Raw genomic sequence first — 24,736 nt, forward strand, 5'->3', positions numbered from 1 at the left:
ATCCGAGGAGTCGCACCCTGGCGCACACCGTGTGTCCAGGGTGTTTTTTTGTCGCCAATATCCGACAACAGATGGTTTCAATTTCGGCTTGGCGTGTGACAATCAAAAGAGGTGGGTAATTGAACTGCGCCAGACATCAAAAGGAGAGATCCAAGTGCTGAAGAACTGGAAACTGGGTATCGTGTTGGCCGCTGCGGCCGTCCTGGGTGCTTGCGGTGGGGGTGGAGATCCCACGCCGCGTGGTGCGATCGCCGTAGATGCCGGTAATAGCGTGGGTGCGATTGTGGTTAGCTACACGTCCCAAGCCGAAGCCAATGGGGATGCATTGGGCGAGTGTGGGCTGGCAGGCTGCTCGGTGGTGTTGGAGTTTTCGGGCAATGGAACTTGTGGATCGCTCGCGTTTAGCAGCAATGGGGCATACGGCGTTGCCAGCGGCTCCTCCAAGGAAGAAGCTGACACGCGTGCTGTTCAGTCGTGCGCAAATCGTGGTGGTGCGTCCTGTACGATTCCCACTTCGCTTCGCACGCAGCAATGCAATTGACCCACTGGTCGATGCGGCAACTGCGAAGTGGATGTGTTTTGGCCGGGACAAGAATGCTGTGAATGAGCGGTCGCATTGTGTTCAAGTTGCGAGCGATAGAATGAGAGCAGCGTCTGAGAAACAGGCAGGAGTGTTCATGACACTCCGAACTTGGGTTCGGCCTCTTTGGTGATGTCCTGACCTGCTTGCCTGGTTTTCTTTCAATCTGAAAGCGCGGTTTTACCCGCGCTTTTTCTATTTTCTAACGACACCATGTTGCATATCACCCTCCCCGATGGCTCCCAGCGCAAATTCCCCGGACCGGTCACGGTGGCCGAAGTGGCGGCTTCCATCGGTTCGGGTCTTGCCAAAGCTGCACTCGCTGGCAAAGTCGGCGAAAAGATTGTGGACACCAGCTTCCAGATCACCGAAGACTCTCCGCTGGCGATCATCACGGCGAAAGATGCCGATGGTTTGGGTGTGATTCGGCACTCAACGGCCCATTTGCTGGCCTACGCCGTCAAAGACCTGTTTCCCGAGGCGCAGGTCACGATTGGTCCGGTGATCGAAAACGGTTTCTTTTATGATTTTTCATACAAGCGGCCTTTCACCCCCGAAGATCTGGTCGCGATTGAAAAGCGCATGACCGAGCTGGCCGCCAAAGACGAGCCGGTCACACGCCGGGTCCTGCCCCGCGACGAGGCGGTCGCCTATTTCAAAGGCTTGGGTGAGCACTACAAGGCCGAAATCATTGCCAGTATTCCGGGCAACGAAGATGTGAGCCTCTACCGCGAAGGTGCGTTTGAAGACCTCTGCCGCGGCCCGCACGTGCCCAGCACCGGCAAGCTCAAACATTTCAAATTGATGAAAGTCGCCGGCGCTTATTGGCGGGGGGACCACCGCAATGAAATGTTGCAGCGCATTTACGGCACCGCCTGGGCCACCAAGGATGAGCTGCAGCAGCACCTGACCATGATTGAAGAGGCCGAGAAGCGCGACCACCGCAAACTCGGTCGCGAGCTCGATCTCTTCCATATCGATGAGCATTCGCCCGGCACCGTGTTCTGGCATCCCAAGGGCTGGAGTGTGTGGCAAGAGGTCGAGCAGTACATGCGCCGTGTGTACCGCGACAACGGCTACCAGGAGGTCAAAGGCCCGCAGATTCTGGACAAGGGTCTTTGGGAAAAAACAGGCCATTGGGACAAGTACCGCGACAACATGTTCACGACGGAAAGCGAAAAGCGCGAGTACGCCCTGAAGCCCATGAACTGTCCGGGTCACATCCAGATTTTTAAACAGGGCATCAAGAGTTACCGGGATTTGCCATTGCGCTATGGTGAGTTTGGCCAATGTCACCGCAATGAGCCGTCCGGCGGCTTGCACGGCATCATGCGCGTGCGCGCTTTCACGCAGGACGACGGCCATATCTTCTGTACCGAAGACATGATCCTGCCCGAATGTGTGGCCTACACCGAGTTGTTGCAGAAGGTTTACAAGGACTTCGGTTTTACCAACATCATCTACAAGGTGGCCACGCGCCCTGAGGCGCGTATCGGCAGTGATGAAAGCTGGGACAAGGCCGAGCACGCCTTGATCGAGAGCCTGCGCCGCTCGGGCTGCGAATTCGAGATCTCACCGGGTGAGGGCGCCTTCTATGGCCCGAAAATCGAATACACGCTCAAGGACGCGATTGGGCGTCAATGGCAGTGCGGCACCATGCAGGTCGATTTTTTCATGACCGAACGGCTGGACGCCGAGTATGTGGGAGAAGACGGTGCGCGGCACCGCCCGGTGATGCTGCACCGCGCCATCGTCGGCAGCCTGGAGCGTTTCATCGGGATTCTCATCGAAGAACATGCGGGAGCGTTGCCTGTTTGGCTGGCGCCTGTGCAGGTGGCGGTGCTCAATATCACCGATTCCCAGGCCGATTACTGTCGCGAAATCACCAAGGCGTTGCAAAATCAAGGGCTTAGGGTGGAGGCCGATCTGCGCAACGAGAAGATTACGTATAAAATACGGGAGCACGCGTTGCAAAAGCCACCTTACATCCTTGTCGTGGGCGACAAAGAGAAGGCGGCTGGTGCTGTGGCGGTGCGGGCTCGAGGCAATAAAGACCTCGGTGTCATGTCGCTGGAAGACTTTTCCAAATTGATCGCGGCAGACGTTTCATCCAAAGTTTGATTCTCCAAACGGTTCGGTTGATGCCCCCACGGCTGTGGCGCACGGCGTTGGTGCGCCCGGCTTTGCGCTTTGTGCTCAGGGCCTTTTTGTTTAACTGGCCCACACGAAGGAACTCACCATAGCTACCAACTTTCGCGATCGCCGCCACCGTGAAGAGCGCGCACATCGACTGAACCGTGAAATCATGGCCCCAGAGGTGCGCCTCAATGGCCCCGAAAACGAGCCGCTGGGTATCGTCAGTTTGCAGGATGCGCTGCGCATGGCGGGTGAGGCTGATGTTGATCTGGTCGAAATTGCCGCCACTGCCGTGCCGCCTGTCTGCCGGTTGATGGATTACGGCAAATTCAAGTACCAAGAACAGAAAAAAGCCGCAGAAGCCAAGGCGAAGCAGACGGTCATTGAGATCAAGGAAGTCAAGTTTCGCCCGGGCACCGATGATGGTGACTACAACATCAAGATGCGCAATATCCGGCGCTTTCTCGACGATGGTGACAAGTGCAAGATCACGCTGCGTTTTCGCGGTCGTGAGATCACGCACCAGGAATTGGGTTTGGCGTTGCTCAACCGCATTCGTGATGAGCTGGCCGATGTGATCGTGGTGGAGCAGTTTCCGAAGCTGGAAGGCCGCCAGATGATCATGATGATTGCGCCGGGCCGCAAGAAACCAGCTGCGGCCAAAGCCGTTGTTGAAGGAAGCTCGTCAGCCTCCTGAGAGGGTGGGTTGACCGGAAGATCAAGATTGGACGGGCAGGGTAGTCTCCTGCTGGTTCGAGGCGAAAGGGTGCAAGCCACGACGCCGAACTGAACCGCCGCAAGGGGGTTCATCAAAAGTGGCTCGGGGCCAACAAGACTGCGAATAGGTTCGCAGGCGCCTCACGAGCACAAATGAAAAGGAGCATGAAGATGCCCAAAATGAAGACCAAGAGCAGCGCGAAGAAGCGATTTCGCGTTCGTCCAGGTGGCACCGTCAAGCGCGGTCAAGCCTTCAAACGTCACATTCTGACCAAGAAGACCACCAAGAACAAGCGCCACTTGCGTGGAACAGTGACTGTGCATGACTCGAATATGGGTTCTTTGTCACAGATGCTGCCCGGCATGGGTATTTGATCAACGACGAACAAGGAGTAATTCATGCCTCGCGTCAAACGTGGTGTCACGGCTCGTGCCCGACACAAAAAAGTTCTAGCCCTTGCAAAAGGTTTCCGCGGTCGCCGCGGTAACGTCTTCCGCATCGCCAAACAGGCGGTGATGAAGGCCGGTCAGTATGCCTACCGTGACCGCCGCAACAAAAAGCGCGTCTTCCGTCGCTTGTGGATCGCGCGTATCAACGCCGGTGCACGTGCTTGCGGCCTGACGTACAGCCAGTTCGCCAATGGCCTGAAGAAGGCTCAGATCGAAATCGACCGCAAGGTTCTGGCTGATCTGGCCGTCAACGACCCGGCTGCCTTCGGCAGCATCGTGGAACAGGTCAAAGCCAAGCTGGCCGCTTGATTCACGACGGGCCTCCTGACGTGATCGAAAGATCGCGGGCGGAGGCACCAGTCGCTTAAAGGGGTTGAGGCTTGAGGGATTTCCCTCGCGGCGCTCAACCCCTTTTTTATTGCATTTCAGCAAACGAACACGATTCAAACAACATGAACGAGTTGGACGCCCTGGCCCAGAGTGCTCGCGAAGCTTTCGCACAAGCCGCTACACCGGCCGATCTGGAGAACGCCAAAGCCCTCTTTATTGGCAAGGCCGGCCGCATCACCGAACTCATGAAGGGGTTGGCCGCTTTGCCGGTCGACGAGAAAAAGGCGCGGGGCGCTCAGATCAACCAGGCCAAGCAAGCTATTGAAGCGGCTTTGTCTGAGCGTCGTCAGGCCCTGGCCGACGCGGAGCTGGAGCTTCAGCTCAAGGCTGAAGCGCTGGATGTGAGTTTGCCTGGCCGCCAGCGTGGGCAGGGGGGGCTGCACCCGGTGAGCCTGACGCAAGAACGGATTGAGGCGGTTTTTGGTTCCATGGGCTTTGACGTGGCTGAGGGTCCGGAGATTGAATCCGACTGGTACAGCTTTACCTCGCTCAACAGTCCGCCGAACCATCCTGCGCGTTCGATGCAGGACACCTTTTATATCGATGGCAAGGGGGCCGATGGCATTTCGCTGAACCTGCGACCCCATACCAGCCCCATGCAAGTGCGTTACGTGCATGCCCATGTGCGTCGGCATGGCGACGGTTTTGATCCCCGTTCGGGGGCGCTGTTCAGTGGGGCTATGCCTGAAGTGCGTGTTATTGCACCGGGTCGCACCTATCGAGTCGACAGCGACGCCACGCATTCGCCCATGTTCCATCAGTGTGAAGGCCTTTGGGTGGGGGAGAACGTGAGCTTCAAAGACCTCAAGGTGGTCTTCACAAATTTCTGCCGAACTTTCTTTGAGAGCGAAGACCTGGTGTTGCGATTCCGACCCAGTTTCTTTCCGTTCACAGAGCCCAGCGCCGAGATCGATATCCAGTTTCAAAGCGGACCGTTGTCGGGGCGCTGGCTGGAAGTCGCTGGCTCTGGCCAAGTTCATCCGAACGTGATTCGCAACATGGGCCTGGATCCGGAGCGCTATATCGGTTTTGCCTTTGGCATGGGCATGGACCGGTTCACGATGTTGCGATACGGCGTGAACGACCTTCGCCTGTTCTTTGACGGCGATATCCGTTTCCTGAGTCAATTCCGATGACCCCCTGCGCCGCTTCGCGCCGCCCGCCAGAGAGCAGCACCTGCGGCCTGGCCAAGCCAGATCCGCGGTGTTCCTGAACGAAGTCCTTGCCGCACCAACGTACCGAGTCCATTCATGCAGTTTCCTGAATCCTGGTTGCGCAGTTTCTGCAACCCCAACATGTCCAGCCAGCAGTTGGCCGATACCTTGACCATGGCGGGTCTGGAGGTGGAAGAGCTGACGCCCGTGGCGCCACCTTTCACCGGAATTGTTGTGGGGCAAATCCTGTCCGCTGAACAGCATCCCAACGCCGACCGCCTGCGCGTGTGCCAGGTGGATGTCGGACAGGCCGCGCCGCTGAATATCGTTTGTGGCGCACCGAACGCTCGCGTGGGCATCAAGGTCCCTTGTGCCACGGTGGGCGCCGAGTTGCCTCCGGGCGAAGACGGCAAGCCGTTCAAGATCAAACTGGGCAAATTGCGTGGTGTGGAGAGTCAGGGCATGTTGTGCTCTGCCAAAGAGCTTCAGACTTCGGAAGAGAGTGACGGCTTGCTGGAGCTGGCTGAAGATGCTGTGGTGGGCCGGGATATCCGAGAGCAGCTGTCGCTGGACGACATGCTGTTCACCCTCAAACTCACACCTAACCTGGCGCACTGCCTGAGTGTTTACGGCATTGCGCGCGAGGTGTCCGCGTTGACGGGTGCACCTTTGCTGCAACCCACGTTTCCGGCCGTTGCGGCCACGCTGACCGACCGGTTGCCTGTTGACGTTCAGGACAAGGACCTTTGTGGGCGTTTCAGTGGGCGTGTGGTGCGTGGCGTGAATACGCGCGTACAAACGCCTGCATGGATGATCGACAGGCTGGCCCGATGTGGGCAGCGCAGCGTGTCGCCGCTGGTGGATATTTCAAACTACGTGATGTTTGAGCTGGGTCGTCCTTCGCACATCTTCGATCTGGACAAGATCCATGGTGGATTGCAGGTGCGATGGGGCAAACCAGGAGAGCAACTCAAGCTGCTCAACGGCAACACGGTGTCGGTTGATGCGCAGGTGGGAGTGATCGCAGACGATCAGGCTGTGGAGTCGCTCGCTGGCATCATGGGCGGAGATGCCACAGCGGTATCCGACGAAACAACCCATATATTCATTGAGGCCGCATTCTGGTGGCCGCAGGCCATTGCCGGTCGCTCGCGTCGATTCAATTTCAGCACCGATGCTGGCCACCGTTTTGAGCGGGGTGTGGATCCGTCCACCACCGTCGAGCATGTTGAGCGGATCACGCAACTGGTGCTGGACATTTGTGGTGGGCAGGCGGGACCGCTGGACGACCAGACGCTGGCGCTGCCTGAAGGCAAGCCGGTTACCTTGCGCGTGGCGCGAGCGGTCAAAGTGATTGGCATGCCGCTCACGCAGGAACAGTGCGCTGGTGCGTTGCGCCGCCTGGGCCTGGATGTGAGCGAGGGCGATGGCACGGTTACCGTGGCACCGCCAGCTTTCCGCTTTGATTTGCAGATCGAAGAAGATTTGATCGAAGAGGTGGCACGGATCATCGGGTACGAGATGTTGCCCGAGACGCCGCCACTCGCGCCCATCACGCCCAAGCTTCGCGTGGAATCGCGCCGGGGGCCGTTTGCTGTGCGCCGGCAGCTGGCCCAGCTGGGCTATCAGGAAACCATCAACTTCAGCTTTGTCGAAGCCCGTTGGGAGCAGGAGCTCGCGGGCAATCCTGAACCGGTGAAGTTGCTCAACCCCATCGCCAGCCAGATGAGCGTCATGCGTTCCTCGTTGCTGGGCAGCCTGATGGCGGCGTTGAAGTTCAACCTGGACCGCAAGGCCGAGCGGGTGCGGCTGTTTGAGGTGGGCCGCGTGTTTTTCAAGGATGCCTCGGTCAAGGACAGTGACACCACGGTGGCAGGATTCCATCAGCCCATGCGTGTGGCGGGTTTGACCTATGGGCCAGCCGATGCCGTTCAATGGGGCGTGAGCTCGCGCGGTGCGGATTTCTTCGACATCAAGGGTGAAGTGCAGGCATTGCTCGCACCTTTGCAGGTGGAGTTTCGCGTGGGTGATCACCCCGCCATGCACCCTGGCCGCTGTGCGGCCGTGTGGCGGGAGGGCGAGTGCATCGGACACGTTGGGGAGTTACACCCCAAATGGCGCCAGGGTTACGAGCTGCCCCAGGCGCCGCTGATGTTTGAGCTTTCGCTGGAGGCGGTGCTTGCCCGTGAGGTGCCGGTGTTCCAGGCAGTGAGTCGCCATCAACCCGTGGAGCGCGATCTGGCGATCGTGGTCAAGGAGTCTGTGACCCACGCCGCGGTGATGCAAGCCATTCGCAGCGCGGACAGCCTTTTGTTGCGTGATGCCTTGCTGTTCGACGTTTACCGCCCCAAGAAGGCCACGGACGCCTCGGTGAGCGGGAGTGTGGCGGCGGATGAGAAGAGCCTGGCGGTGAGGCTGGTGTTCTCGCGCGACGACGCTACACTGACCGATGTCGAGATCGACCCGGTCGTGAAGATGGTGTTGGCTCAGCTGGAGCAACAGGTGGCAGCCCGACTGCGAGCCTGATCAGATCAATCCCTATGGAGACCGCTTTGATGGAACTCGCTGTAGAGAGCCTGGAAACACCCGCCTTGACCAAGGCGCAGCTGGCTGAATTGCTCTTTGACCAGATTGGTTTGAACAAGCGCGAGTCCAAGGACATGATTGACGCGTTTTTTGACTTGGTGACCGATAGTCTGGTCGAGGGCACCGATGTCAAGATTTCTGGTTTTGGCAATTTCCAGATCCGAACCAAAGCCGCTCGTCCGGGACGCAACCCGCGCACAGGTGAGCCCGTGGCGATTGAAGCGCGGCGCGTTGTGACGTTTCATGCAAGTCCGAAGCTGAAAGAACAGGTGCAGACCGCGATTGTGGGTACTTGAGCGGTAATCTTCTTTTGCATGCGATTTTTCGTTGCATGAAGCGCGCGGAGCTTTCACAACGCTTGCGCTCCGCGACAAATGCAACAAATCGTAGGGAAATTTTGAGCAAGGCTCCCAGAGGTTGCCCAGTTAGAGTAAATTTCAAGGTTCGCACCGTATCGCCTTGATTTTGATGGAAAAAGCGCTCCCCCCAATCCCCGCCAAACGTTACTTCACCATCGGTGAGGTAGGGGATTTGTGTGGCGTCAAGCCTCACGTGCTGCGGTATTGGGAGCAAGAGTTTACCCAGCTGCGGCCCATGAAGCGGCGTGGCAACCGGCGCTACTACCAGCACCATGAGGTGCTGATGATCCGCCGGATCCGAGAACTTTTGTATGAGCAAGGTTTCACGATCAGTGGTGCTCGCAACAAGCTGCAGGAGCTGGTCCAGGCCGATCGCGATAAACGCCGCCATGACGAAGTTGAAGAGGCGCTATCGCTGCCTGCCCTGGATGGGCACCATGCGGTTCCCGAAGGCATGAACCGGGCCTCTGTTGAGGCTGCTCAGGTCCCTTCGTCGGGTGCGGCCATGAGCAACTGGTTGGCAGTCCGGCAGGAATTGGTGGAAATTCGTGAACTTCTGAAGATCTCCATCTGAAACGAGGATTTTAGTGGCTATAATTCGAGGCTTGTCGGCGCGTAGCGCAGCCAGGTAGCGCACTTGCATGGGGTGCAAGGGGTCGCGAGTTCGAATCCCGCCGCGCCGACCATATGAATCAAGGACTTAGAGCAGAAATGCTCTAAGTCCTTTCTTCTTTGTGGTGCTCCGGGGGTAAACCGGGGGGTAAACCGGTCAACGGCTGTCGCGACGGTTGGGTCCTTACAACAACCCAGATGCTTGCCGCCGCCAGGATTTGAATGTCACGTGATCACGCCGACAAAATCATCCGTAGGGATCAACTCCTGCGAGTTGGAAATGCCTCGGGTCCTGTGCAGTTCTCCAATGGTCATTTCTAGCGCAAAGCCTGAAACCCGGACATGGTGGATTCAAGCCCATCGTTAGCATGCCACCCTCAACCCTTGAAACCCACAGGGTGACCCAGTTCCTGCGAGAACCTTTTATTGACCGGAGGGCTTGGAATTGCCATCGCTGCGTGACTGGAAGCGCCGTTGCCCTCTGCATCATTCCACCGGTATTCGTCACCACACCCAAAGGTACAGCGTTAGCGTGCAAGTGACGGAAGACGTGACCACAACAGTCGCTGCGTGCGTCAGCCAGCCTTCCCAGGGGTGTTCCACACGGTGCAGCAGCTGGTACATGGGCGCGGCAAGCCGTTGCAGCGTGGGCTGAATCTCCTCCTTGAAAAGCACCTGCGCAGCTTCGCTCATGGCCTTGGTTTGCAGTCGCACCAACTGTCGTGTGGCTTCGTCGGTGCGGGCCTGGATGTGTTTGGCGGTGTGCACCTTGGCGTGCTCCGTGAAGCCGACCACCTGAGCTTCGAAGGTGGCCAACTGTTGAGCAAGCTGCGCATGGGCATCGAGAAGCGCTTGGCGCGATTCGAGCATGGCCGGCTGCAGTGCCTCGGCCCGCTCGAGCAGGTGCGCCAGATCGCCCAGGGCCTCCGCGATCAGCGCTTCGCGGGCCGAGCCATGGGGGTTCATGGCACTGCCCTCGCGCGCGTCTGCTTCGGCTTGGCCTCGGGGGCACTCGCATTTTCATTGAGGCGCAACGCCACGAAACAGGCATTGAGCTCGGGCACAACACCGCTGGCCAGACGGCGTGTGGCCAGACGTTGGGCCAAGGCCAGCCGCTCGGTGCTGTCGGTGGCTGCGGCGATGAGCGCCTTGTAGTCGGCCGGATCTGTCGCCAGCGCCGACAGGTCGGCGCCGGAACCGTTGATCCGGCCATAGATTTCGTTGCTGCCCAGCCTGCATTCCAATGAAATGCGGGCCACGGGCGAGCTGCTCACGAACGCGAGCACGGGGTCGAACACGCGTTGAATGTCGCTGCCATCCTCGACCATGTTGAAGACGATCCTCACCTTCTCCGAGAGAATGCCGATTCGCGACAACTCCGCCAGGGTCGCAATGGTGTCCTGCTGCTGCTTGCCCGCCGGGACCGTCGGGACAATGAAATAGTCGAAGTCCTCGTGGCTGCCGCGGTAGCGGCGCATGAGGGCGAGCAACTCTTCGACGTTGCTCGCACCGATGTCCACCACTACGTCTTCGACCACCTGCAGGTACTCCTGCAGTTCGGCAAACTGGCGACCCCGGATGACATGTTCCTGTGGATCCTGATCCTGGTCGGCGTTGATGCTTTCGATGGAGATCACCCGGGCACCGGGCATTCGGGGCAGCAGCAAGTGGCGTGCGACCGTGGTCTTGCCGACATTGCCTGAGAAATTAATGACTGCAATTTTCATCTTGGTTCCTTTCCTGGATCAACGGATTGCTCACCCGGCGATGCATGAACGCCTCGGCGATCTCTTTGCCGCTGCGCGAGTCCCCTGCGAAGGAGGAGGGCGCCTTCACGACGTCACCGGCCACCGCTGGGGTCGAGACCACCGAGGGCCGCACAACGGACCCCTGCAGCGCTGTCCTGGCGGCGACCAGCCCTCTTGCCGCCTCGCGCTTGACAGTGGTCAGACCGACTTTCAAACCTGCTTCCAGCAGTGCCATGCGGATCGCCTCGAAGCTGTAGCCAGCAGTCCTCAGTCGGTTGATCTCGGCGGAAAATGCCAGGGCCTTTCGATTGGGTCGACCCGGCGGGAGCTTGGGAGTGAGGTTCATGCCATCGGACCCTGTCATCGACGTGTTGAGTCTGGGCTTGAGCGGCCTTGGGCATACCGATGATTTGAAGCCAAATTTCATCGCTGGGACGTCTTGGGACGCACGCAGTTTTGCCATGGTCCACTTTTGGGCCGGTTTCAGTCCGCTTTCAGTCCGGTTTCGGTCCGCTTTTGGGCCACTTTCGGGCCAGGTGACCCGCGTGTCACAGGCGCAGACCGATGATTTTTGGAGCGGAATCATCGGTCCTGAGACCGCGATTGCCGCCAATACTGAATGCGTAGGTGAGTGCAGGATAGGCGGCTTGCCGCCAGTTTCACAAACGTTTCGCGTCGCTCGCATTTGCACCCTTCGGTCGGATCATGAACAACCATCAACCTGGCTTCGTCACGGTCGATATGCGCGACCTCAAGGCCGCGTTGGTCGCTCGTGCGCAGGCGCAGCGGGTCAGTGTTTCGGTCCTGGTCAGGCGGGCCGTGGCCCGCGAATTTGGGTTGGAAGAATCGTTCTCACCGCAAGCCCTCGAAGCCGCGAGAGACTCCGCACCTGCAGACGCCATCGTCAAGTTGTCCATCAGAGTGACAACTGCCGAGGCTGAGCGCTTGGCCGCTGGTGCGCGTTTGGCGGGCCTATCGCGCGGTGCCTATCTGGCCGGCCTCATCGCAGGCATCCCCGCTCTCACATCCGGAGTTAGCCGACCCGAGCAACTCGCAACGCTCACCGCATCCAACGCGGAGCTGTCCACCCTCAGCCGCAACATCCACCACCTGACCCACCTGCTGCGGCGAGGCGATGTGGTGCCAGCGCTGGCCTACCGCGACATGCTCAACACGCTGGACGGCGACGTCCGGCGCCACCTTGTCCTCGCCGCGGGCGTGTTGGCCGACCTGCGCCCGCGCAGCCATCAAGCCCGGCCAGCACAACGACGCAACCATTGACGACGAAGGAGCAAACCATGGCCCAAAAAACCGACATTGATGGTGCGGGGTCAATATTGCGTGGAAATCAACAGGCTGTGCTATCCAAGACTGCGCACACGTATTCAGAGCTTGGAGCTGTGTGCCGTGCTGGCCATATGCGTTTTTCTCTGCGCATGCGGTACGAGATTGGCGATCCCTGGCTGCCCGGGGGCGCTGTCCCACATGGAGCTGAAGGGCTGCGGACTGTCAGATCTAACAGGTCATTGAATGCTTCGGTGTTACTCCTAGCAACAATCGACGCTTTTTGAGTCAAGTGATGGTCGCTCTGAGACTTTGACGGTTCTGTGTTGACGGGCCGAGCAGCAGAGCGGCGAAATCCAACCCCTAAATCCCCCAGCGATGAACCGCACACTCTTACGTTCTTTGGTTTTGATAGCTGCAAACACAACCCTTGCTGCCTGCGGCGGCGGTAGCTCTGGGGGTGCAGAAGAGGGCTTTGGCCGACGCCCTGACACGTTGACTGGTGCTTACGTAGGCCGGATTGCGGTTGTCGAGACCAGTTGTTCTGGGATTTCCTCGGGCGCGACGATACCCATCAACTTGGAAGTGATCCAAAGCGGCGACGTGGTCACCGCAGAAGAAACGGGTAACAGCTATACAGGGAAAGTCCTGAAGGAATCCTATGGCTTTCAGGTTGCTTCTCAATCCCTGGGTGGGCAGTTCGCAGAACAAAGAACTTTCATTTACAGCGGCAACGGGAGCAAATTCAACGTCACTATGGTTGTTGCCGACAAGGCGAAGAATTGCGCTGGTACCTATAGTGGGACCGTGATTTATTATTCTTGACAATGCGTTAATTTACAGTATGCAAACGCACGCTATCGACAACGGCAGAGAGTTGACGCTCACAATTAAATATTTACGTATCGTTCCGCTGAGCGCGGAGACCAGTATCCGCAATTCGGCCAGTGGGCCGACGGTACCATGTGGCAAAGATCCGATTGTGTTTGTAGCTGCATGGTTCGGTACGGATCCTTTCTCAAAAATGGGTATTGATTCCATGCGGCTTCTATTGAAAGAATACTCTTGAATTCAAAAAAACAACACACAACCGATCTAAAGTCAGCAATGCGCGATCCCTTTGGCGTCGCAATTGTTGCTTATTATCTTGTGATGGCGGTGATCGGCATGTTGATCCCGGATGACATCATGAGTCACCAATGGGCGAGAGAGTTCAGTGACTTTATGGCGGGTATTGTGCCACAGATTGATCGCATTACTGCACTCAATATAAAACCGGATATTAATCGGTTTTATTTCTCGTTGCTTTGGGCTGGCGCTCCAATATGTGCTGTGATTATCATTTTGGGGGCGTTGGTTCGTGGTGTGAACGAGGACTTTGTTGAATATGGGAGGCCTATACTTAAGCCGATGATTGCTGTTTTAGCGTTGGGGTTGGCCAGTCTTTGGTTGCTACTTTTACCTGGGGTGCAAAATACTGATGGAGTTATTTTCGGATTGATTGGGAATTTTTTTGCTCGAGGATTGATTGCGCAAGTTATTTTTGTTAATGGACCGCTGATGCTTTGTGTCGGTGGGTTCATTTTGTTTCCGTACTTTCTTTTGACGGGAAAATACCAACAAAAATCAATATAACTTTTGCTAAACTGATTTTATAACATTTGGGCGAGTTTAATGTCAAGCGAGCAAAATCCTACGGTCAATGTTGGTAACGTTTTCTCGGCCGCTGGTGCTGGTGCATCCGTGGTGTTTGGCGCTGGTGGCTTGCAGGTTAACGCAGCGATCCGCTTGGATGTCCCCTCAAGGGCGCCGACAACAGAGGTGCTCTCCGATGGGCCCTCAGCGGGCGTCGCGGCGATTGAGGCGGGTGCAACCAGTGCTGTTACCAATTTACCCAGTTTGGCGGTCATTGCGGGGCGGGTTGCACCAGTGGCAGTTTATGTTGGCGCTGCCAATGACGCTATCAACGTAGGGCAACACGTTGTTCAGGGAAATAGTGCTGAAGTTGTTACCGAGGTGTTGGGTGTTGTAGGACAGACAAGTGGCGCCATGGCTGGTGCAATAGCAGGCACATCTGTAGGTACATCAGTAGCCCCAATTCTTGGACCCTTGGCCCCATTCGCACCACCTGCGGGTGCCTTGATTGGTGCCGGCATAGGCGCTTATGGCGGCGCAAGCGGTTGGAAACAAATCGGAGCCCTCCTGACCGGAGGAGACACGCCAGACAAGTTGGGGCCGCCTCTTACTTTGCCCATCGATACACCACTCAAGCCAACGGTTGTGACGTCTGATGGCACTCAGTATGCATTGGTCGAAGTCAACGGCAGATACACTTGGTTTGCCATGCTGGACAATTCTAATCTGGTGTTGCCTTCGCAGTTTGTGGAGGTGACCCGTGGGCCGCAAGTGGCCGAGCTCACGAACACCTACTTGAGAGCGGCAGGATTTGAGCAACAGTTGACAGCGCACACCTCCCAGGTGGCCTTGCAGAATTCTGCCCAACAACAACAGGTATTTCTGCAAAGCGAGATCCAGTATCGCAACAACAGCGAACAGGTCGCAACCCACTTGAGAAACGGCTTGGCGCCAGACGGCACGCCTATCGGTGTGCAGCAAAACTCCCCCGCAGGATCGAGTGTGGTGTGGACCAAAGATCCTGCGACAGGAGATTTGATCAGGATATCAACGTCTGGCACCGGCAACTCCCTGACTGCGGTGGAGCAACGGTATGACCCGGTGACTGGTGCGCCGCGAGATGGGGTGATCTATCAACCGGACGGCAAAGGGGGATTCATAAAAACCCCGTTCGGCTCAGGAGCGACCGTTGGCGCAGAAGCCGACGGCGTTGCTCCCAGCCTTGAGGCAGCCCTTCCTACACGACCTTCCTCCGGCAGCTTCGTCCACATTGCCGGCACGCACTCGGTCACACTCAACCCTGGAGGCACGCTCTCTGACATCGTGCTGCTGCAAGGACGAGCGGGCAATTCGATCACCGTTGCCGATATGTTGGCGGCTAATCCGCAGTACACCGACGTCACCAAGATACCAGTTGGTGCAACGCTCAATGTGCCAGTGCGCTCGGGTGACCTCCTGACCATCTACCAAAGCAGTGGGGCAGTAGAGACCATTGACAGCCGCACAGCAGAGATCACCTCCACCACGCGCGATATCCAGGGCAACACCCATGTGGTCATCAGTCGCCCCGACGGTGAGAGCGGGCGCATCTATGTCGAGAGAACGCTGCATGCGAGCTCGGGTGAAGAGATTTCGTCCAGTGCCGTTCGTGTTGACACCATCACAGGCGAAGTGACGGCTGTTGACCCAGTGACGTTGGTCCCGCTGAGTACAGACGCGGGCATGGAAGAGGGTGCAGCCCCAGACGGATTCACAACGTTGACGCCAGAGCAGATCGAAGCCTTGGGCACTCCACCCACCCCCGGCGACCCCATCGCCGTGATCGCTGATGCCGGCGAAGGTACGATGACCGACGGTGGGCTGCAAAATGGTCTTGGCCTTGGTTCACAAAACACCGACCCACCAAGCCCAATCATCCACACCGACGAAGCCACCGGGTGGAGCTGGTTTGAAGATGAACAGGGCAACACGACCTACCTCAGCCCGAGCGGCCAAGCGGTGAGCCAAGCGCAATACAGCGAAGCAGCGCTCACAGATGGAGCGGGCGCGCTCGGCGTGGTCAGCAGTGTCTACAACAGCATAGAGAACTGGGCCAGCCTGGATGACGGCGAGCGTCTTGGGGCGTTGGTTGGCCTATACAGCCAGATAGACAACCTGGGCTCGGCATTGAATAGCCTGGATATAGGCTCGGCCGCAGCAGCCGGCAACTTGCCGGGCAGCTTGGGTGGCGCAAGCAGCGTGATCAGTTTGATCAACGCACTGAACAATGGCAATGAGCAAGCCATCGTCACAGGTGGCTTGCAGGTGGGCAGTGTGGCGTTGAACCTGTATGCCGACATGCTCACCGATCAGGCCATGGCGCTCATGGACCAAATGGTCAACAGCTCTGTGGTTGACGCAGCGACCAGCGCCGCTTTTGATGCTGCGGCACAAGGCGCCAGCACCGCAGGGGGAGTAGCCCAGATGATGGGCGAGGCAATACCCTACGTCAATCTGATCTATTCGCTCACGACGGTTGAAGACAACCCTTGGGGCACGGTGGCCGCAGCAGCGGCGTGTTTTCCGCCGGTGGGCACATTCATTGCAGCCTTCATCACCGTTATCCAGATCGCCTTCCCCACCGACATACCGCCCTCGATCGGCGAAGCCGAAGTCCACATCGACCCCGACGGCAACGTCAACGTCAACACCACGATCGACGAAGAAGGCGGGGGTGGAACGGCGGCACACTGGGCCGAAGCCCTGGCCCACATGGCCGTGGCCGCCGGCATGACGGCGCCGCAAGCAGGGGCGGCAGCACAACACCTGCCCAGCGTGGGCTACTACTTTGACCCCGATGGGGTGAATTTGTCGGACACCAGCGGCCAGCTCGAGTTGCGCTGGGTGGATGAAAACGGCAACCAGCGCCAGCGCATCTACGATGCCACCGGCATGGCCTGGGACGGCAATTCCGTTGAGGGACAGAGCGACATCATGCGCGACTACCAGTTGCTGATCACCAACCTGGAGCCGCGCTGGCCGCCGGTGATGTACCAGGAAGTGGCCGGGGGCATCTTGCAGCTGGACTACGGCGTGGCCACGGTGTTGTACGCCACAGCGCTGGGCAGCTTTGACGGGCAAATCGCCCACACCCATGGGGGTGAAGAAGACACCGATGGGGGCGTGGTGGAGCTGGGCGCAGACAGCGCGTTGATCTACAGCCTGCAAACCCACACCATTGCCAACAGCAGCGAGCAGACTGAGCAGACGCTCACGGCGCAGGATTTGCGCAGCGTTCCTCCGAGTACGGGTATCGGCAATTCGGCTAATGGTCCACAGATACCCCGTGGCAAAGATCCGATTGTATTTGTGCCGGTGCAGGCTATGGTGGGCAACCGCACGGTGAACGGATCAAGGGCGGCCGGACCTTGTGGCCTTCGAGCGACACCTAAAGCCTCAATAAATCACTCAGCAAAAAACGTGCGCAGCATGTCACGGCTCAGATGCTTTGCCCCCCAATTTTGGGGATAGTTTCCTAAAGTTTGCGCTGTATAAACGAGCGCTTGTTTGACTGAGTACTCTTGTATTTTTTGATCTTGGTTTGAGGATGAGTAGATTGCTCATGAATAGAATCCAATGTTTGGATTCAAAGGTGATGGAAATGTTAAATAAACTAATGAGTTTGGTGCTGGCATTGCTGCTTTTCGGGTGTGCATCGGTGAGCTCTGGGCATTCATTTCAGTTCTTGATGATTGACAACAAGAATGTGAAGCTATTGGATTGGAAGTATTCAAATCAAGAAGCACCATCGTATTATGTGAAGATTGCGCAGTCTGGAGGAGCTGGCTTGTCTGGCGCAAGAACAATTGGTCTAAAAGATGTAGGCGAATTCTTGTACGTCAAGTGGCAAGTTCCTCCCGATTCGAAGATTTATGAAAAAAAAGTGGATCTGCGGCTGTTGCTGCCTTGGAATATGAATGGTGCAGAAATCCGCCCATCTTTTGGTCAAGATAATGAACTTGAAATTTATTTAGCAGTTCCTGATCCGAGTGCTCCAAATGTTACTCGGTTTAGAGGTAGCAGTTATTTGAAGTCAAGTTTCCAACAAATCTATCCGATCGTTCGAAAAAATTTGATCAATTGATCAGGGGGCCAAGAAATGAGCGATATCTACCAAAACGGAGCGCCTACTTACGAGCAGCCACCAGAGCGCGTGGTTCCAATTGGTGATTCCCGACCAGTCACGCCAGCTGAAATTCAGCAAATCCGGAACAATCTGCAAGCTGCGGCCCAACAGGAGGCTGCGCCTTCAAGACCATTTACGTTTCACGCCGCTTTCGACGGAACTTGGAATAACCAAGAAAACCGCGAGTTGTCCGGGAATCAAACGATCACAAGTACTGCGCAACTCAGCAACATGATCGAAAGTCAAAAGAATCCAAATGCAGTGTCCGTTTACCTCCCCGGTGTTGGAACCAATGGCATTGTCAGCCAATACGTGGCGGGCAGCATTTTGCCCACCGAAGAGGTTCGTGCGCAAGCATTGGAGATGCATACTCTGTTGATTAGGCAGGCAGATATTTGGCAGCAATCCAATCCAGACGTTCCATTGGACATCAACATCACGGCCATGGCATTCAGTCGTGGAAACCCGGCCATGGTCATGTTTGGACACATCCTCAACGAGCAAGGCATTCCTGACCCCTCTTCCGCTTACACAGTGGAGGTGCCCAACGGTTTTGGAGAAGCTGATACGTTTACAACGGAAACGCGTTACAGCCGAACGCTCGCACCTCCGGGTATTGGCCTGAGCATGGTTGCGCTTGAACCTGTTTCTGCAGCTGTATTCGCGGGAGAGCAAAATTCATTATCGTCCAACGTAAGTCGCTTCGACGTGGTTTATGCCAACGACGAGCATCGAGCATCGTTTGGGCCGTCAAGGTATTCTAATCCTGACAATCCAGACCCACGAGTGAATGAGTATTTTTCTCCAGGAGCCCATACTGATATAGGAATGGGCTATGACTTTCGTGGAGTTGGCGCAGCCAATCTGGAATTAGCGCATATTTTGCTTGGGAATAGAGGGGTGCCTTTGCCGGCGCTGGCGGAGGATTCAAAATACGTTGAATCTGAATTGCTTGTTCATGATTCGGCGATAGGCTTGTTTGAAAACAATTGGATATTGAGCCGTCCTTATCGTGAAAGCTGGATCGAGGACATTTTTAGTCCGGAAAAGGACCCGGATACCTCAGTGGAAGGAGATGACCTCAGCTTCACCCTTCCCGACATAGGCCAACCCCCCACCCCTGGCGACCCCATCGCCGTGATCGCTGATGCCGGCGAAGGCACGATGACGGACGGGGGATTGATCAACGATTATGGCGCCAGCGAGCAAAGAGCCGATCCACCAGACCCAGTGATCCACACCGACGAAGCCACCGGGTGGAGTTGGTTTCAAGACGGCGAAGGCAACACCACTTATGTCAGCCCGAGTGGGCAAGTGGTGACGCAAGCGCAATACGAAGCGGCGAACTACCAAGACAACGCGGCTGCCCTCAACATCATCAGCAGTGTTTACAACGGAGTAGAAAACTGGGCCAACCTCAACGATGTGCAACGGCTGTCTACTCTGGCCAACCTGTACAGCCAAATAGACCAGCTGGGCTCGGCCATCAGTGGCTTAGACTTGGGCGCTAAAGTCGCTGAAGATGGCAACCTGCCCGGTGAGCTGGGAAGTACAGCGGGAGGCCTCTCGGGAGCGCTCACCTTGTACAACGGCCTTGAGAACGGCAATGCCCTGCAAGTCATCTCCGGAGGCATCCAGCTTGGCAACGCCGTGGGCTCTCTAGTGGGAGACGGCAGCAGCAGCATCGTGAGTAACGCGATTGCCGACTCCACCATTGGCCAGAGCATAGGCATTAGCGCTGGGCAAGTGGTGCCTATCATCAACCTCCTCATTTCGCTGGACGACGTTGAAGACAACCCCTGGGGCACGGTGGCCGCAGCGGCGGCCTGCTTCCCCCCCATAGGCACCTTCATCGCGGCCTTTATCACGGTGATTCAGATCGCGTTCCCAACCGATATCCCACCCACGATAGGCGAAGCCGAAGCCCACATCGACCCCGACGGCAACATCGCCGTCAACACCACGATCGACGAAGAAGGCGGAGGCAGCTACGCGGCGCACTGGGCCGATGCCCTGGCCCACATGGCCGTGGCCGCCGGCATGACGGCGCCGCAAGCAGGTGCGGCAGCACAGCACCTGCCCAGCGTGGGCTACTACTTTGACCCCGATGGGGTGAACCTGTCGGACACCAGCGGCCAGCTCGAACTGCGCTGGGTGGATGAAAACGGCAACCAACGCCAGCGCATCTACGATGCCAACGGCATGGCCTGGGACGGTAATACCGTTGCGGGGCAGAGCGACATCATGCGCGACTACCAGTTGCTGATCACCAACCTGGAGCCGCGCTGGCCGCCGGTGATGTACCAGCAGGTGGCCGGAGGCATATTGCAGCTCGATTACGGCGTGGCCACCGTGTTGTATGCCACGGCGCTGGGCAGCTTTGACGGGCAAATCGCCCACACCCATGGGGGTGAAGAAGACACCGATGGGGGCGTGGTGGAGCTGGGCGCAGACAGCGCGTTGATCTACAGCCTGCAAACCAACACCATCGCCAACAGCAGCGAGCAGACTGAGCAGACGCTCACGTCGCAGGATTTGCGCAGCGTTCCTCCGAGTACGGGTATCGGCAATTCGGCTAATGGTCCACAGGTACCCCGTGGCAAAGATCCGATTGTGTTTGTGCCCGTTCAGGCGATGGTGGGCAACCGCACGGTGACGGACGGCATGGTCAGCAGCCTGGGCGCCAGCGATGCGCAATTGGCCGCGCTGGCCATCGCCATGGGCGCGGGCGGTTTGCCTTTCATGGCCCATGCACAAGGGCAAACCGGAAACGCCACAAATGGAGGCGACGGGCAAGACAGCGTATCGGTCAACCTGTCGGCAGGTCAGACCGGTGGCTATGCTTGGGGCATTGCTGGGGCCGATCTGAACACCCCAACAGGTGCTGTGTTGACGCCCGGTGGCTGGACAGATGCCAATGGGCAGGCCATAGACACGCCGCCTCTCACAACGCCAGCCACGCCATTGGGCGCGGGGGCAGTTCAAACGCCTGAACTGGTGAGCGAACCGCCTGCCTTTGAATTTGATGGAAAGGGCAATACGGTGGGCCTCAATGGCACGCCACTGGGGGTCACAGCCACTTTGCCCGACGGCTATGGCTCGCAAGACAACCTGGGCAATACCGCTGCGGTGTTGGAGCCCAACAGCGATACGGTGCTGGACTTCCCCACCGTGCAAGACGATCACCTGCAAGGCACAGAAGACCAAACCCTGCGCTTCAGCGCGCAAGACTTGCTGGGCAATGACAGCACGCCCAACCCCGTTCCAAAAGGGTTGAGTGGCGATTATTTCAATGGCATGCGGATCGTCTCGGTAGGCGATGCCAGTCATGGCAGCGTAGGGATTCAGAATGGGCAACTGGTCTTCGTGCCCGATGCCAACTACAACGGCCCGGCAGGCTTCAGCTACACCATTGTGGATATGTATGGCCTGACCCATAGCGGCACGGTCACGGTGATGGTGGCGGAGGTGAACGACAGGCCTGAGGCCCGGGGCGAGAGTGCCACGGGAAGCGAAGACACCGACCTGGTGTTTACTGCAGCGGCGCTGTTGGCCAATGACCGCGACATCGATGGCGACAAGCTGAGCATCAGCCGCGTGGGCGAGGCCAGCGGCGGCACGGTGTTGTTACAACCCGATGGCAGCGTGCGCTTCGTCCCAACCCCCAACTACAACGGACCGGCGGGTTACACCTACTGGGTGAGCGATGGCCAGGAGCAGGTGCCCGCGCGGGTGAACCTCAACATCTTGCAGGTGAACGATCTGCCTGTGGTGCAAGGTGAGTTGGTGGCCAGCGATGAAGACGTGGTGTTGAATTTCCCGTTCAGCGTGCTGCTGGCCAACGACAGCGATATCGATATCGATATCGACCCTGTATTGAATCAGGCAGGTGCGCAGGTGCTGACCATCTCTGCGGTGGGCAATGCGCTGCATGGATCGGTGGCGATTGTGGACGCTCAGGTGCGCTTCACGCCCGAGGCCAATTATTTTGGTCCGGCCAGCTTTGATTACTTGGTGGATGATGGCGCGGGTGGTCAGGTGAGCACCACGGTGGTGCTGAACCTGGCACCGGTCAACGATGCTCCGGATGTCATGGGCGAAACGGCCACGCTGGCCGAAGACAACACGTTGATCTACACGCAGGCGGAGCTGCTGGTCAACGACAGCGATGTGGACAATCCGCACGGGGATCTGGTGATTTCCCAGGTGGGTGGGGCGCAAAACGGGAGTGTGGAAATCTTGCCCGACGGGCGCATCCGCTTCACACCCGATGCCGATTACTTTGGCCCCGCGCAGTTTGACTATCTGGTGGACGACGGTGTGGGTGGGCAAAGCCTGGCCACGGTCGCGTTGGACATTACACCCGTCAACGATGCACCGCGCCTGGTGGGTGAACAGGTGAGCCTGGACGAAGACACGGTGGTCACCGTGAGCACCGCTGATTTGCTCGCCAACGACAGCGATGTGGACAACCCGCATGCCGATCTGCAAATCACGGGGGTAGGCAATGCCGTGAACGGCACAGTGACGCTGGACGCCAGCGGCAACGTGAGTTTTGCTCCGACGCTCAATTTTTATGGGCAAGCCAGCTTCACCTACACGGTGTCCGACGGCGTGGGCGGTACCAGCACCACCTCCATGGTCTTGGATTACGCTTCGGTCAATGATCTGCCCGTGGTCAACGATGAGCTGCTGTTGGGCAAGCGCAACAACACCTACATCTTGACGGCAGAGTCTTTGCTGAGGAACGACACCGATGTGGAGCACCCCACGGGCCTGCAGATTGTGGCGGTGGGCAACGCAGAAAACGGCACGGTCAGCCTGTTGCCCGACGGGCGCATCCAGTTTGTACCCGAAGGCGACTACGCGAGCTGGGATCCGTCCCAGTTTGGGCGGTTCGAATACACCGTGAGAGATCCCGATGGGGGCGAAACCGTGGGTCACGCGGATATTGACTACTCGCGCGTCAACGTGAACCCCATTGCGGTGGATGACCACTTTCAGGGCTACGAAGACGTGCGTCTGGAAATCAATGTGGGTGAATTGCTGCGCAACGATAGCGACCCTGACACCACGGGATTGACCAGTTTGCAGGTCACGGCTGTGGCGGGTGCGACGCACGGCACTGTGTCTCTGAACAACGGGGTGGTCACCTTCAACCCCACGCGTGACTACTCTGGCGCAGCGCAGTTTCGATATCAGGTTGATGACGGTGAGGGTGGTACCACCTGGGCCACGGCCTACATCGATCTCGAGCGAGAAAACCGACCGCCCGTGATCGACTCCCTGGTGTTCCTGGGCGGCACCTTGAGCACCCCCGGCAACACCAGTCTGACGTATGCCGATCCAGGATTTTGGGACAATCCCGTTTTCTACATTGGCAACACCATCAGCGTTCGGGATGACCACTTGGTCAACGGGCGCATCTATGCCCACGACCCCGATGGCGATGCGCTGACGTTCAGCATATCGCCCCTAAATGCGCCTGGGCACGGACAAGCATTTATTGGTGAACACATCACTACCGACGCCCCTAGGGGCCTGACGCTGGCTCAGTTGCAGGGACGGCTTCCGACATTCGGCTTTGAGTCCGGCTATCAGCAGACTTTCACGCCATCTCCAATCGGCACGCGCCCTATTGTTGGGTTGGACCCCGCGAGGCCCTATGGAGGCGCTCACGATTACTTTGTTGACGATGAACGAACGACCGGCGCCGCATATTCTGCCTGGCAGTATGTTTACACCGATGCGAGGACGGGAGGTGCCTCAGACCAGTTCATCATCACCGTCACCGACAGCCGGGGAGCTTCGGTCACCCAGGTGGTGACGCTGAACTGGGGCGGCGCTGGCTATGCACCCATTGTTGTGGACATGGGCAACAACGGTCTCGATCTGCTGCCCGCCAACTATTCGATGCGCTACATGGATGTGGATGGCGACGGCGTTGAGGAGCGTCTGGGGTGGGTGGCTTCGAGCGATGCCTTGCTGGCTTTCGACAAAGACAACAACGGGCTCATCACCGACTCAGACGAGATCAGCTTTGTGGGCTACACACCTGGTGCCCGCACCGATCTGGAAGGACTTGCCGCATTTGACACCAACGGTGATGGCCACCTGACGGCAGAAGACGAGCAATGGAAACAATTCGGCCTTTTGCAGGATGCCAACGACAATGGCGTGCAAGACGAGGGAGAGTGGACGACTTTGACCGATGCTGGATTGACCGGCATGGACTTGCAGCGCGAGGGAACTCCCGAACTCAACAATGGCAACGTGGTGTTTGGTACGACCACCCTGACCTATGCCGATGGCTCCACCTTGACGGCGGGTGATGTGATGTTCGCAGGTGAAGGCGTCGCCATGCCAGACTGGGCCACTGAAGGGCTGAACGTTGCGGCCTTGGATTCCACTTCGGTTTTGCCCGAGCAAGGTGCAGAAACCCCCGGCGCAGCCGCTGCGCAGGTTGACGCGAATCAGCCACTTGAGCCCCTGGAGGATGGGCTCGCGGGTGCCGCTGCGGTTGAGACCTTGCCCGCGGTGCAGTCCTCTACCTCGGAACCAATGGGCGCGCACCTGGGTATCACTGAGGACACGCAGTCTTCTTTGGCCTCCCCTGGGGCGACTTTGGCAGATGATGCCGCCATTGATCGCCAGGCACAGCTCTTTGTGCAAACCGTGACCACGCAAGACCAGACATCCGAGCCCTTGGGCTTCGTGGATGCCAGCGACATGAGTTTGTCGCCTGGGGACGACTTGCTGGTCTCGGCAGACCAGGCGGCTGTGCTGCCGGCGGTTGACGTGAGCAGCCCGTCAATGATGCCGGCCTGATCGCGCCGAGGTTCACTCCACTTTCATTTCTTTCTACGGCCTCTGTCGCTGGCTCCATCGTGGGCCTGAGACAGAGTGGTTTGTGTGCGTAT

Annotated in this window: 20 protein-coding genes and 1 tRNA gene; 17 read left to right on the top strand and 4 right to left on the bottom strand. The window is 57.9% G+C overall.

What is annotated here, in order from left to right; all coding sequences use genetic code 11:
- The first annotated feature begins 31 nt into the window (after nucleotides 1-31).
- From E5678_RS03185 to E5678_RS03230, 10 genes are all read left to right on the top strand, one after another.
- Complete coding sequence (locus E5678_RS03185) at nucleotides 32-541, top strand: DUF4189 domain-containing protein (RefSeq protein WP_136177184.1); 510 nt, start codon at nucleotides 32-34, stop codon at nucleotides 539-541.
- Nucleotides 542-793: 252 nt separating this feature from the next.
- Nucleotides 794-2,701 carry a threonine--tRNA ligase gene (gene thrS, locus E5678_RS03190; RefSeq protein WP_136177185.1) on the top strand — a complete coding sequence of 636 codons (1,908 nt, stop codon included), beginning with the start codon at nucleotides 794-796 and terminating at the stop codon, nucleotides 2,699-2,701.
- A 184-nt stretch (nucleotides 2,702-2,885) separates the two neighbouring features.
- Nucleotides 2,886-3,413 (top strand): translation initiation factor IF-3, encoded by a 528-nt coding sequence (gene infC, locus E5678_RS03195; protein ID WP_247596899.1) that lies wholly within the window; start codon nucleotides 2,886-2,888, stop codon nucleotides 3,411-3,413.
- Between the two features lie 191 nt (nucleotides 3,414-3,604).
- Nucleotides 3,605-3,808 (top strand): 50S ribosomal protein L35, encoded by a 204-nt coding sequence (gene rpmI / locus E5678_RS03200; protein WP_136180608.1) that lies wholly within the window; start codon nucleotides 3,605-3,607, stop codon nucleotides 3,806-3,808.
- 24 nt (nucleotides 3,809-3,832) lie between these two features.
- The gene (gene rplT / locus E5678_RS03205) at nucleotides 3,833-4,192 is read left to right on the top strand and encodes a 50S ribosomal protein L20 (RefSeq protein ID WP_136177187.1); all 360 of its coding nucleotides are present in this window, start codon (nucleotides 3,833-3,835) and stop codon (nucleotides 4,190-4,192) included.
- A 143-nt stretch (nucleotides 4,193-4,335) separates the two neighbouring features.
- Nucleotides 4,336-5,409, top strand: a complete 1,074-nt coding sequence (gene pheS, locus E5678_RS03210) for a phenylalanine--tRNA ligase subunit alpha (RefSeq protein WP_136177188.1) — start codon at nucleotides 4,336-4,338, stop codon at nucleotides 5,407-5,409.
- 114 nt (nucleotides 5,410-5,523) lie between these two features.
- Nucleotides 5,524-7,953 (top strand): phenylalanine--tRNA ligase subunit beta, encoded by a 2,430-nt coding sequence (gene pheT / locus E5678_RS03215; protein WP_136177189.1) that lies wholly within the window; start codon nucleotides 5,524-5,526, stop codon nucleotides 7,951-7,953.
- A gap of 29 nt (nucleotides 7,954-7,982) precedes the next feature.
- The gene (locus E5678_RS03220) at nucleotides 7,983-8,309 is read left to right on the top strand and encodes an integration host factor subunit alpha (protein ID WP_210731975.1); all 327 of its coding nucleotides are present in this window, start codon (nucleotides 7,983-7,985) and stop codon (nucleotides 8,307-8,309) included.
- A 172-nt stretch (nucleotides 8,310-8,481) separates the two neighbouring features.
- Nucleotides 8,482-8,946 carry a MerR family transcriptional regulator gene (locus E5678_RS03225; protein WP_136177191.1) on the top strand — a complete coding sequence of 155 codons (465 nt, stop codon included), beginning with the start codon at nucleotides 8,482-8,484 and terminating at the stop codon, nucleotides 8,944-8,946.
- Between the two features lie 35 nt (nucleotides 8,947-8,981).
- A tRNA-Pro gene (locus tag E5678_RS03230) sits at nucleotides 8,982-9,058 on the top strand.
- Nucleotides 9,059-9,488: 430 nt separating this feature from the next.
- Here the strand turns inward: E5678_RS03230 and E5678_RS03235 are convergent.
- From E5678_RS03235 to E5678_RS03245, 3 genes are read right to left on the bottom strand one after another with little or no spacing between them, the layout of a single operon-like run.
- Nucleotides 9,489-9,950, bottom strand: a complete 462-nt coding sequence (locus E5678_RS03235) for a hypothetical protein (protein ID WP_136177192.1) — start codon at nucleotides 9,948-9,950, stop codon at nucleotides 9,489-9,491.
- Complete coding sequence (locus E5678_RS03240) at nucleotides 9,947-10,711, bottom strand: ParA family protein (RefSeq protein ID WP_136177193.1); 765 nt, start codon at nucleotides 10,709-10,711, stop codon at nucleotides 9,947-9,949. The genes E5678_RS03235 and E5678_RS03240 overlap by 4 nt, the downstream gene beginning before the upstream one ends.
- Complete coding sequence (locus E5678_RS03245; RefSeq protein WP_136177194.1) at nucleotides 10,692-11,195, bottom strand: hypothetical protein; 504 nt, start codon at nucleotides 11,193-11,195, stop codon at nucleotides 10,692-10,694. Before E5678_RS03245 ends, E5678_RS03240 begins: the two co-directional genes overlap by 20 nt.
- A gap of 242 nt (nucleotides 11,196-11,437) precedes the next feature.
- On the opposite strand from E5678_RS03245, the gene E5678_RS03250 reads away from it, so the two are divergent.
- The 6 genes from E5678_RS03250 to E5678_RS03275 all read left to right on the top strand — a co-directional run bounded on the left by E5678_RS03250 (nucleotide 11,438) and on the right by E5678_RS03275 (nucleotide 17,774).
- Nucleotides 11,438-12,013, top strand: a complete 576-nt coding sequence (locus E5678_RS03250; RefSeq protein WP_136177195.1) for a hypothetical protein — start codon at nucleotides 11,438-11,440, stop codon at nucleotides 12,011-12,013.
- A gap of 381 nt (nucleotides 12,014-12,394) precedes the next feature.
- A complete protein-coding gene (locus E5678_RS03255) occupies nucleotides 12,395-12,841 on the top strand; it encodes a hypothetical protein (protein WP_136177196.1) in 447 nt (148 codons plus the stop codon).
- A 19-nt stretch (nucleotides 12,842-12,860) separates the two neighbouring features.
- Nucleotides 12,861-13,085: a hypothetical protein gene (locus E5678_RS22435; protein WP_136177197.1), complete on the top strand. Its 225-nt coding sequence runs from the start codon at nucleotides 12,861-12,863 to the stop codon at nucleotides 13,083-13,085.
- A complete protein-coding gene (locus E5678_RS03265) occupies nucleotides 13,082-13,651 on the top strand; it encodes a hypothetical protein (RefSeq protein ID WP_136177198.1) in 570 nt (189 codons plus the stop codon). Before E5678_RS22435 ends, E5678_RS03265 begins: the two co-directional genes overlap by 4 nt.
- Nucleotides 13,652-14,359: 708 nt before the next feature.
- Nucleotides 14,360-17,161 carry a hypothetical protein gene (locus tag E5678_RS03270; RefSeq protein WP_136177199.1) on the top strand — a complete coding sequence of 934 codons (2,802 nt, stop codon included), beginning with the start codon at nucleotides 14,360-14,362 and terminating at the stop codon, nucleotides 17,159-17,161.
- Nucleotides 17,162-17,252: 91 nt separating this feature from the next.
- Complete coding sequence (locus E5678_RS03275) at nucleotides 17,253-17,774, top strand: hypothetical protein (protein WP_136177200.1); 522 nt, start codon at nucleotides 17,253-17,255, stop codon at nucleotides 17,772-17,774.
- A 165-nt stretch (nucleotides 17,775-17,939) separates the two neighbouring features.
- Here the strand turns inward: E5678_RS03275 and E5678_RS22230 are convergent, their stop codons facing one another.
- The gene (locus E5678_RS22230) at nucleotides 17,940-18,320 is read right to left on the bottom strand and encodes a hypothetical protein (protein WP_168708475.1); all 381 of its coding nucleotides are present in this window, start codon (nucleotides 18,318-18,320) and stop codon (nucleotides 17,940-17,942) included.
- Nucleotides 18,321-18,881: 561 nt separating this feature from the next.
- Here E5678_RS22230 and E5678_RS03280 point away from each other — a divergent pair.
- Nucleotides 18,882-24,644 carry a cadherin-like domain-containing protein gene (locus E5678_RS03280; protein WP_168708476.1) on the top strand — a complete coding sequence of 1,921 codons (5,763 nt, stop codon included), beginning with the start codon at nucleotides 18,882-18,884 and terminating at the stop codon, nucleotides 24,642-24,644.
- The last annotated feature ends 92 nt before the right edge of the window (nucleotides 24,645-24,736 follow it).

Origin of the sequence: Hydrogenophaga sp. PAMC20947, from assembly GCF_004795855.1 — a bacterium.
GTDB lineage: Bacteria > Pseudomonadota > Gammaproteobacteria > Burkholderiales > Burkholderiaceae_C > Hydrogenophaga.

Coding starts and splice junctions, on each gene's coding strand:
- thrS (WP_136177185.1), top strand. CDS start 794: ATGTTGCATATCACCCTCCCCGATGGCTCCCAGCGCAAATTCCCCGGA.
- infC (WP_247596899.1), top strand. CDS start 2,886: ATGGCCCCAGAGGTGCGCCTCAATGGCCCCGAAAACGAGCCGCTGGGT.
- rpmI (WP_136180608.1), top strand. CDS start 3,605: ATGCCCAAAATGAAGACCAAGAGCAGCGCGAAGAAGCGATTTCGCGTT.
- rplT (WP_136177187.1), top strand. CDS start 3,833: ATGCCTCGCGTCAAACGTGGTGTCACGGCTCGTGCCCGACACAAAAAA.
- pheS (WP_136177188.1), top strand. CDS start 4,336: ATGAACGAGTTGGACGCCCTGGCCCAGAGTGCTCGCGAAGCTTTCGCA.
- pheT (WP_136177189.1), top strand. CDS start 5,524: ATGCAGTTTCCTGAATCCTGGTTGCGCAGTTTCTGCAACCCCAACATG.
- E5678_RS03220 (WP_210731975.1), top strand. CDS start 7,983: ATGGAACTCGCTGTAGAGAGCCTGGAAACACCCGCCTTGACCAAGGCG.
- E5678_RS03225 (WP_136177191.1), top strand. CDS start 8,482: ATGGAAAAAGCGCTCCCCCCAATCCCCGCCAAACGTTACTTCACCATC.
- E5678_RS03235 (WP_136177192.1), bottom strand. CDS start 9,950: ATGAACCCCCATGGCTCGGCCCGCGAAGCGCTGATCGCGGAGGCCCTG.
- E5678_RS03240 (WP_136177193.1), bottom strand. CDS start 10,711: ATGAAAATTGCAGTCATTAATTTCTCAGGCAATGTCGGCAAGACCACG.
- E5678_RS03245 (WP_136177194.1), bottom strand. CDS start 11,195: ATGGCAAAACTGCGTGCGTCCCAAGACGTCCCAGCGATGAAATTTGGC.
- E5678_RS03250 (WP_136177195.1), top strand. CDS start 11,438: ATGAACAACCATCAACCTGGCTTCGTCACGGTCGATATGCGCGACCTC.
- E5678_RS03255 (WP_136177196.1), top strand. CDS start 12,395: ATGAACCGCACACTCTTACGTTCTTTGGTTTTGATAGCTGCAAACACA.
- E5678_RS22435 (WP_136177197.1), top strand. CDS start 12,861: ATGCAAACGCACGCTATCGACAACGGCAGAGAGTTGACGCTCACAATT.
- E5678_RS03270 (WP_136177199.1), top strand. CDS start 14,360: ATGCTGGACAATTCTAATCTGGTGTTGCCTTCGCAGTTTGTGGAGGTG.
- E5678_RS03275 (WP_136177200.1), top strand. CDS start 17,253: ATGAATAGAATCCAATGTTTGGATTCAAAGGTGATGGAAATGTTAAAT.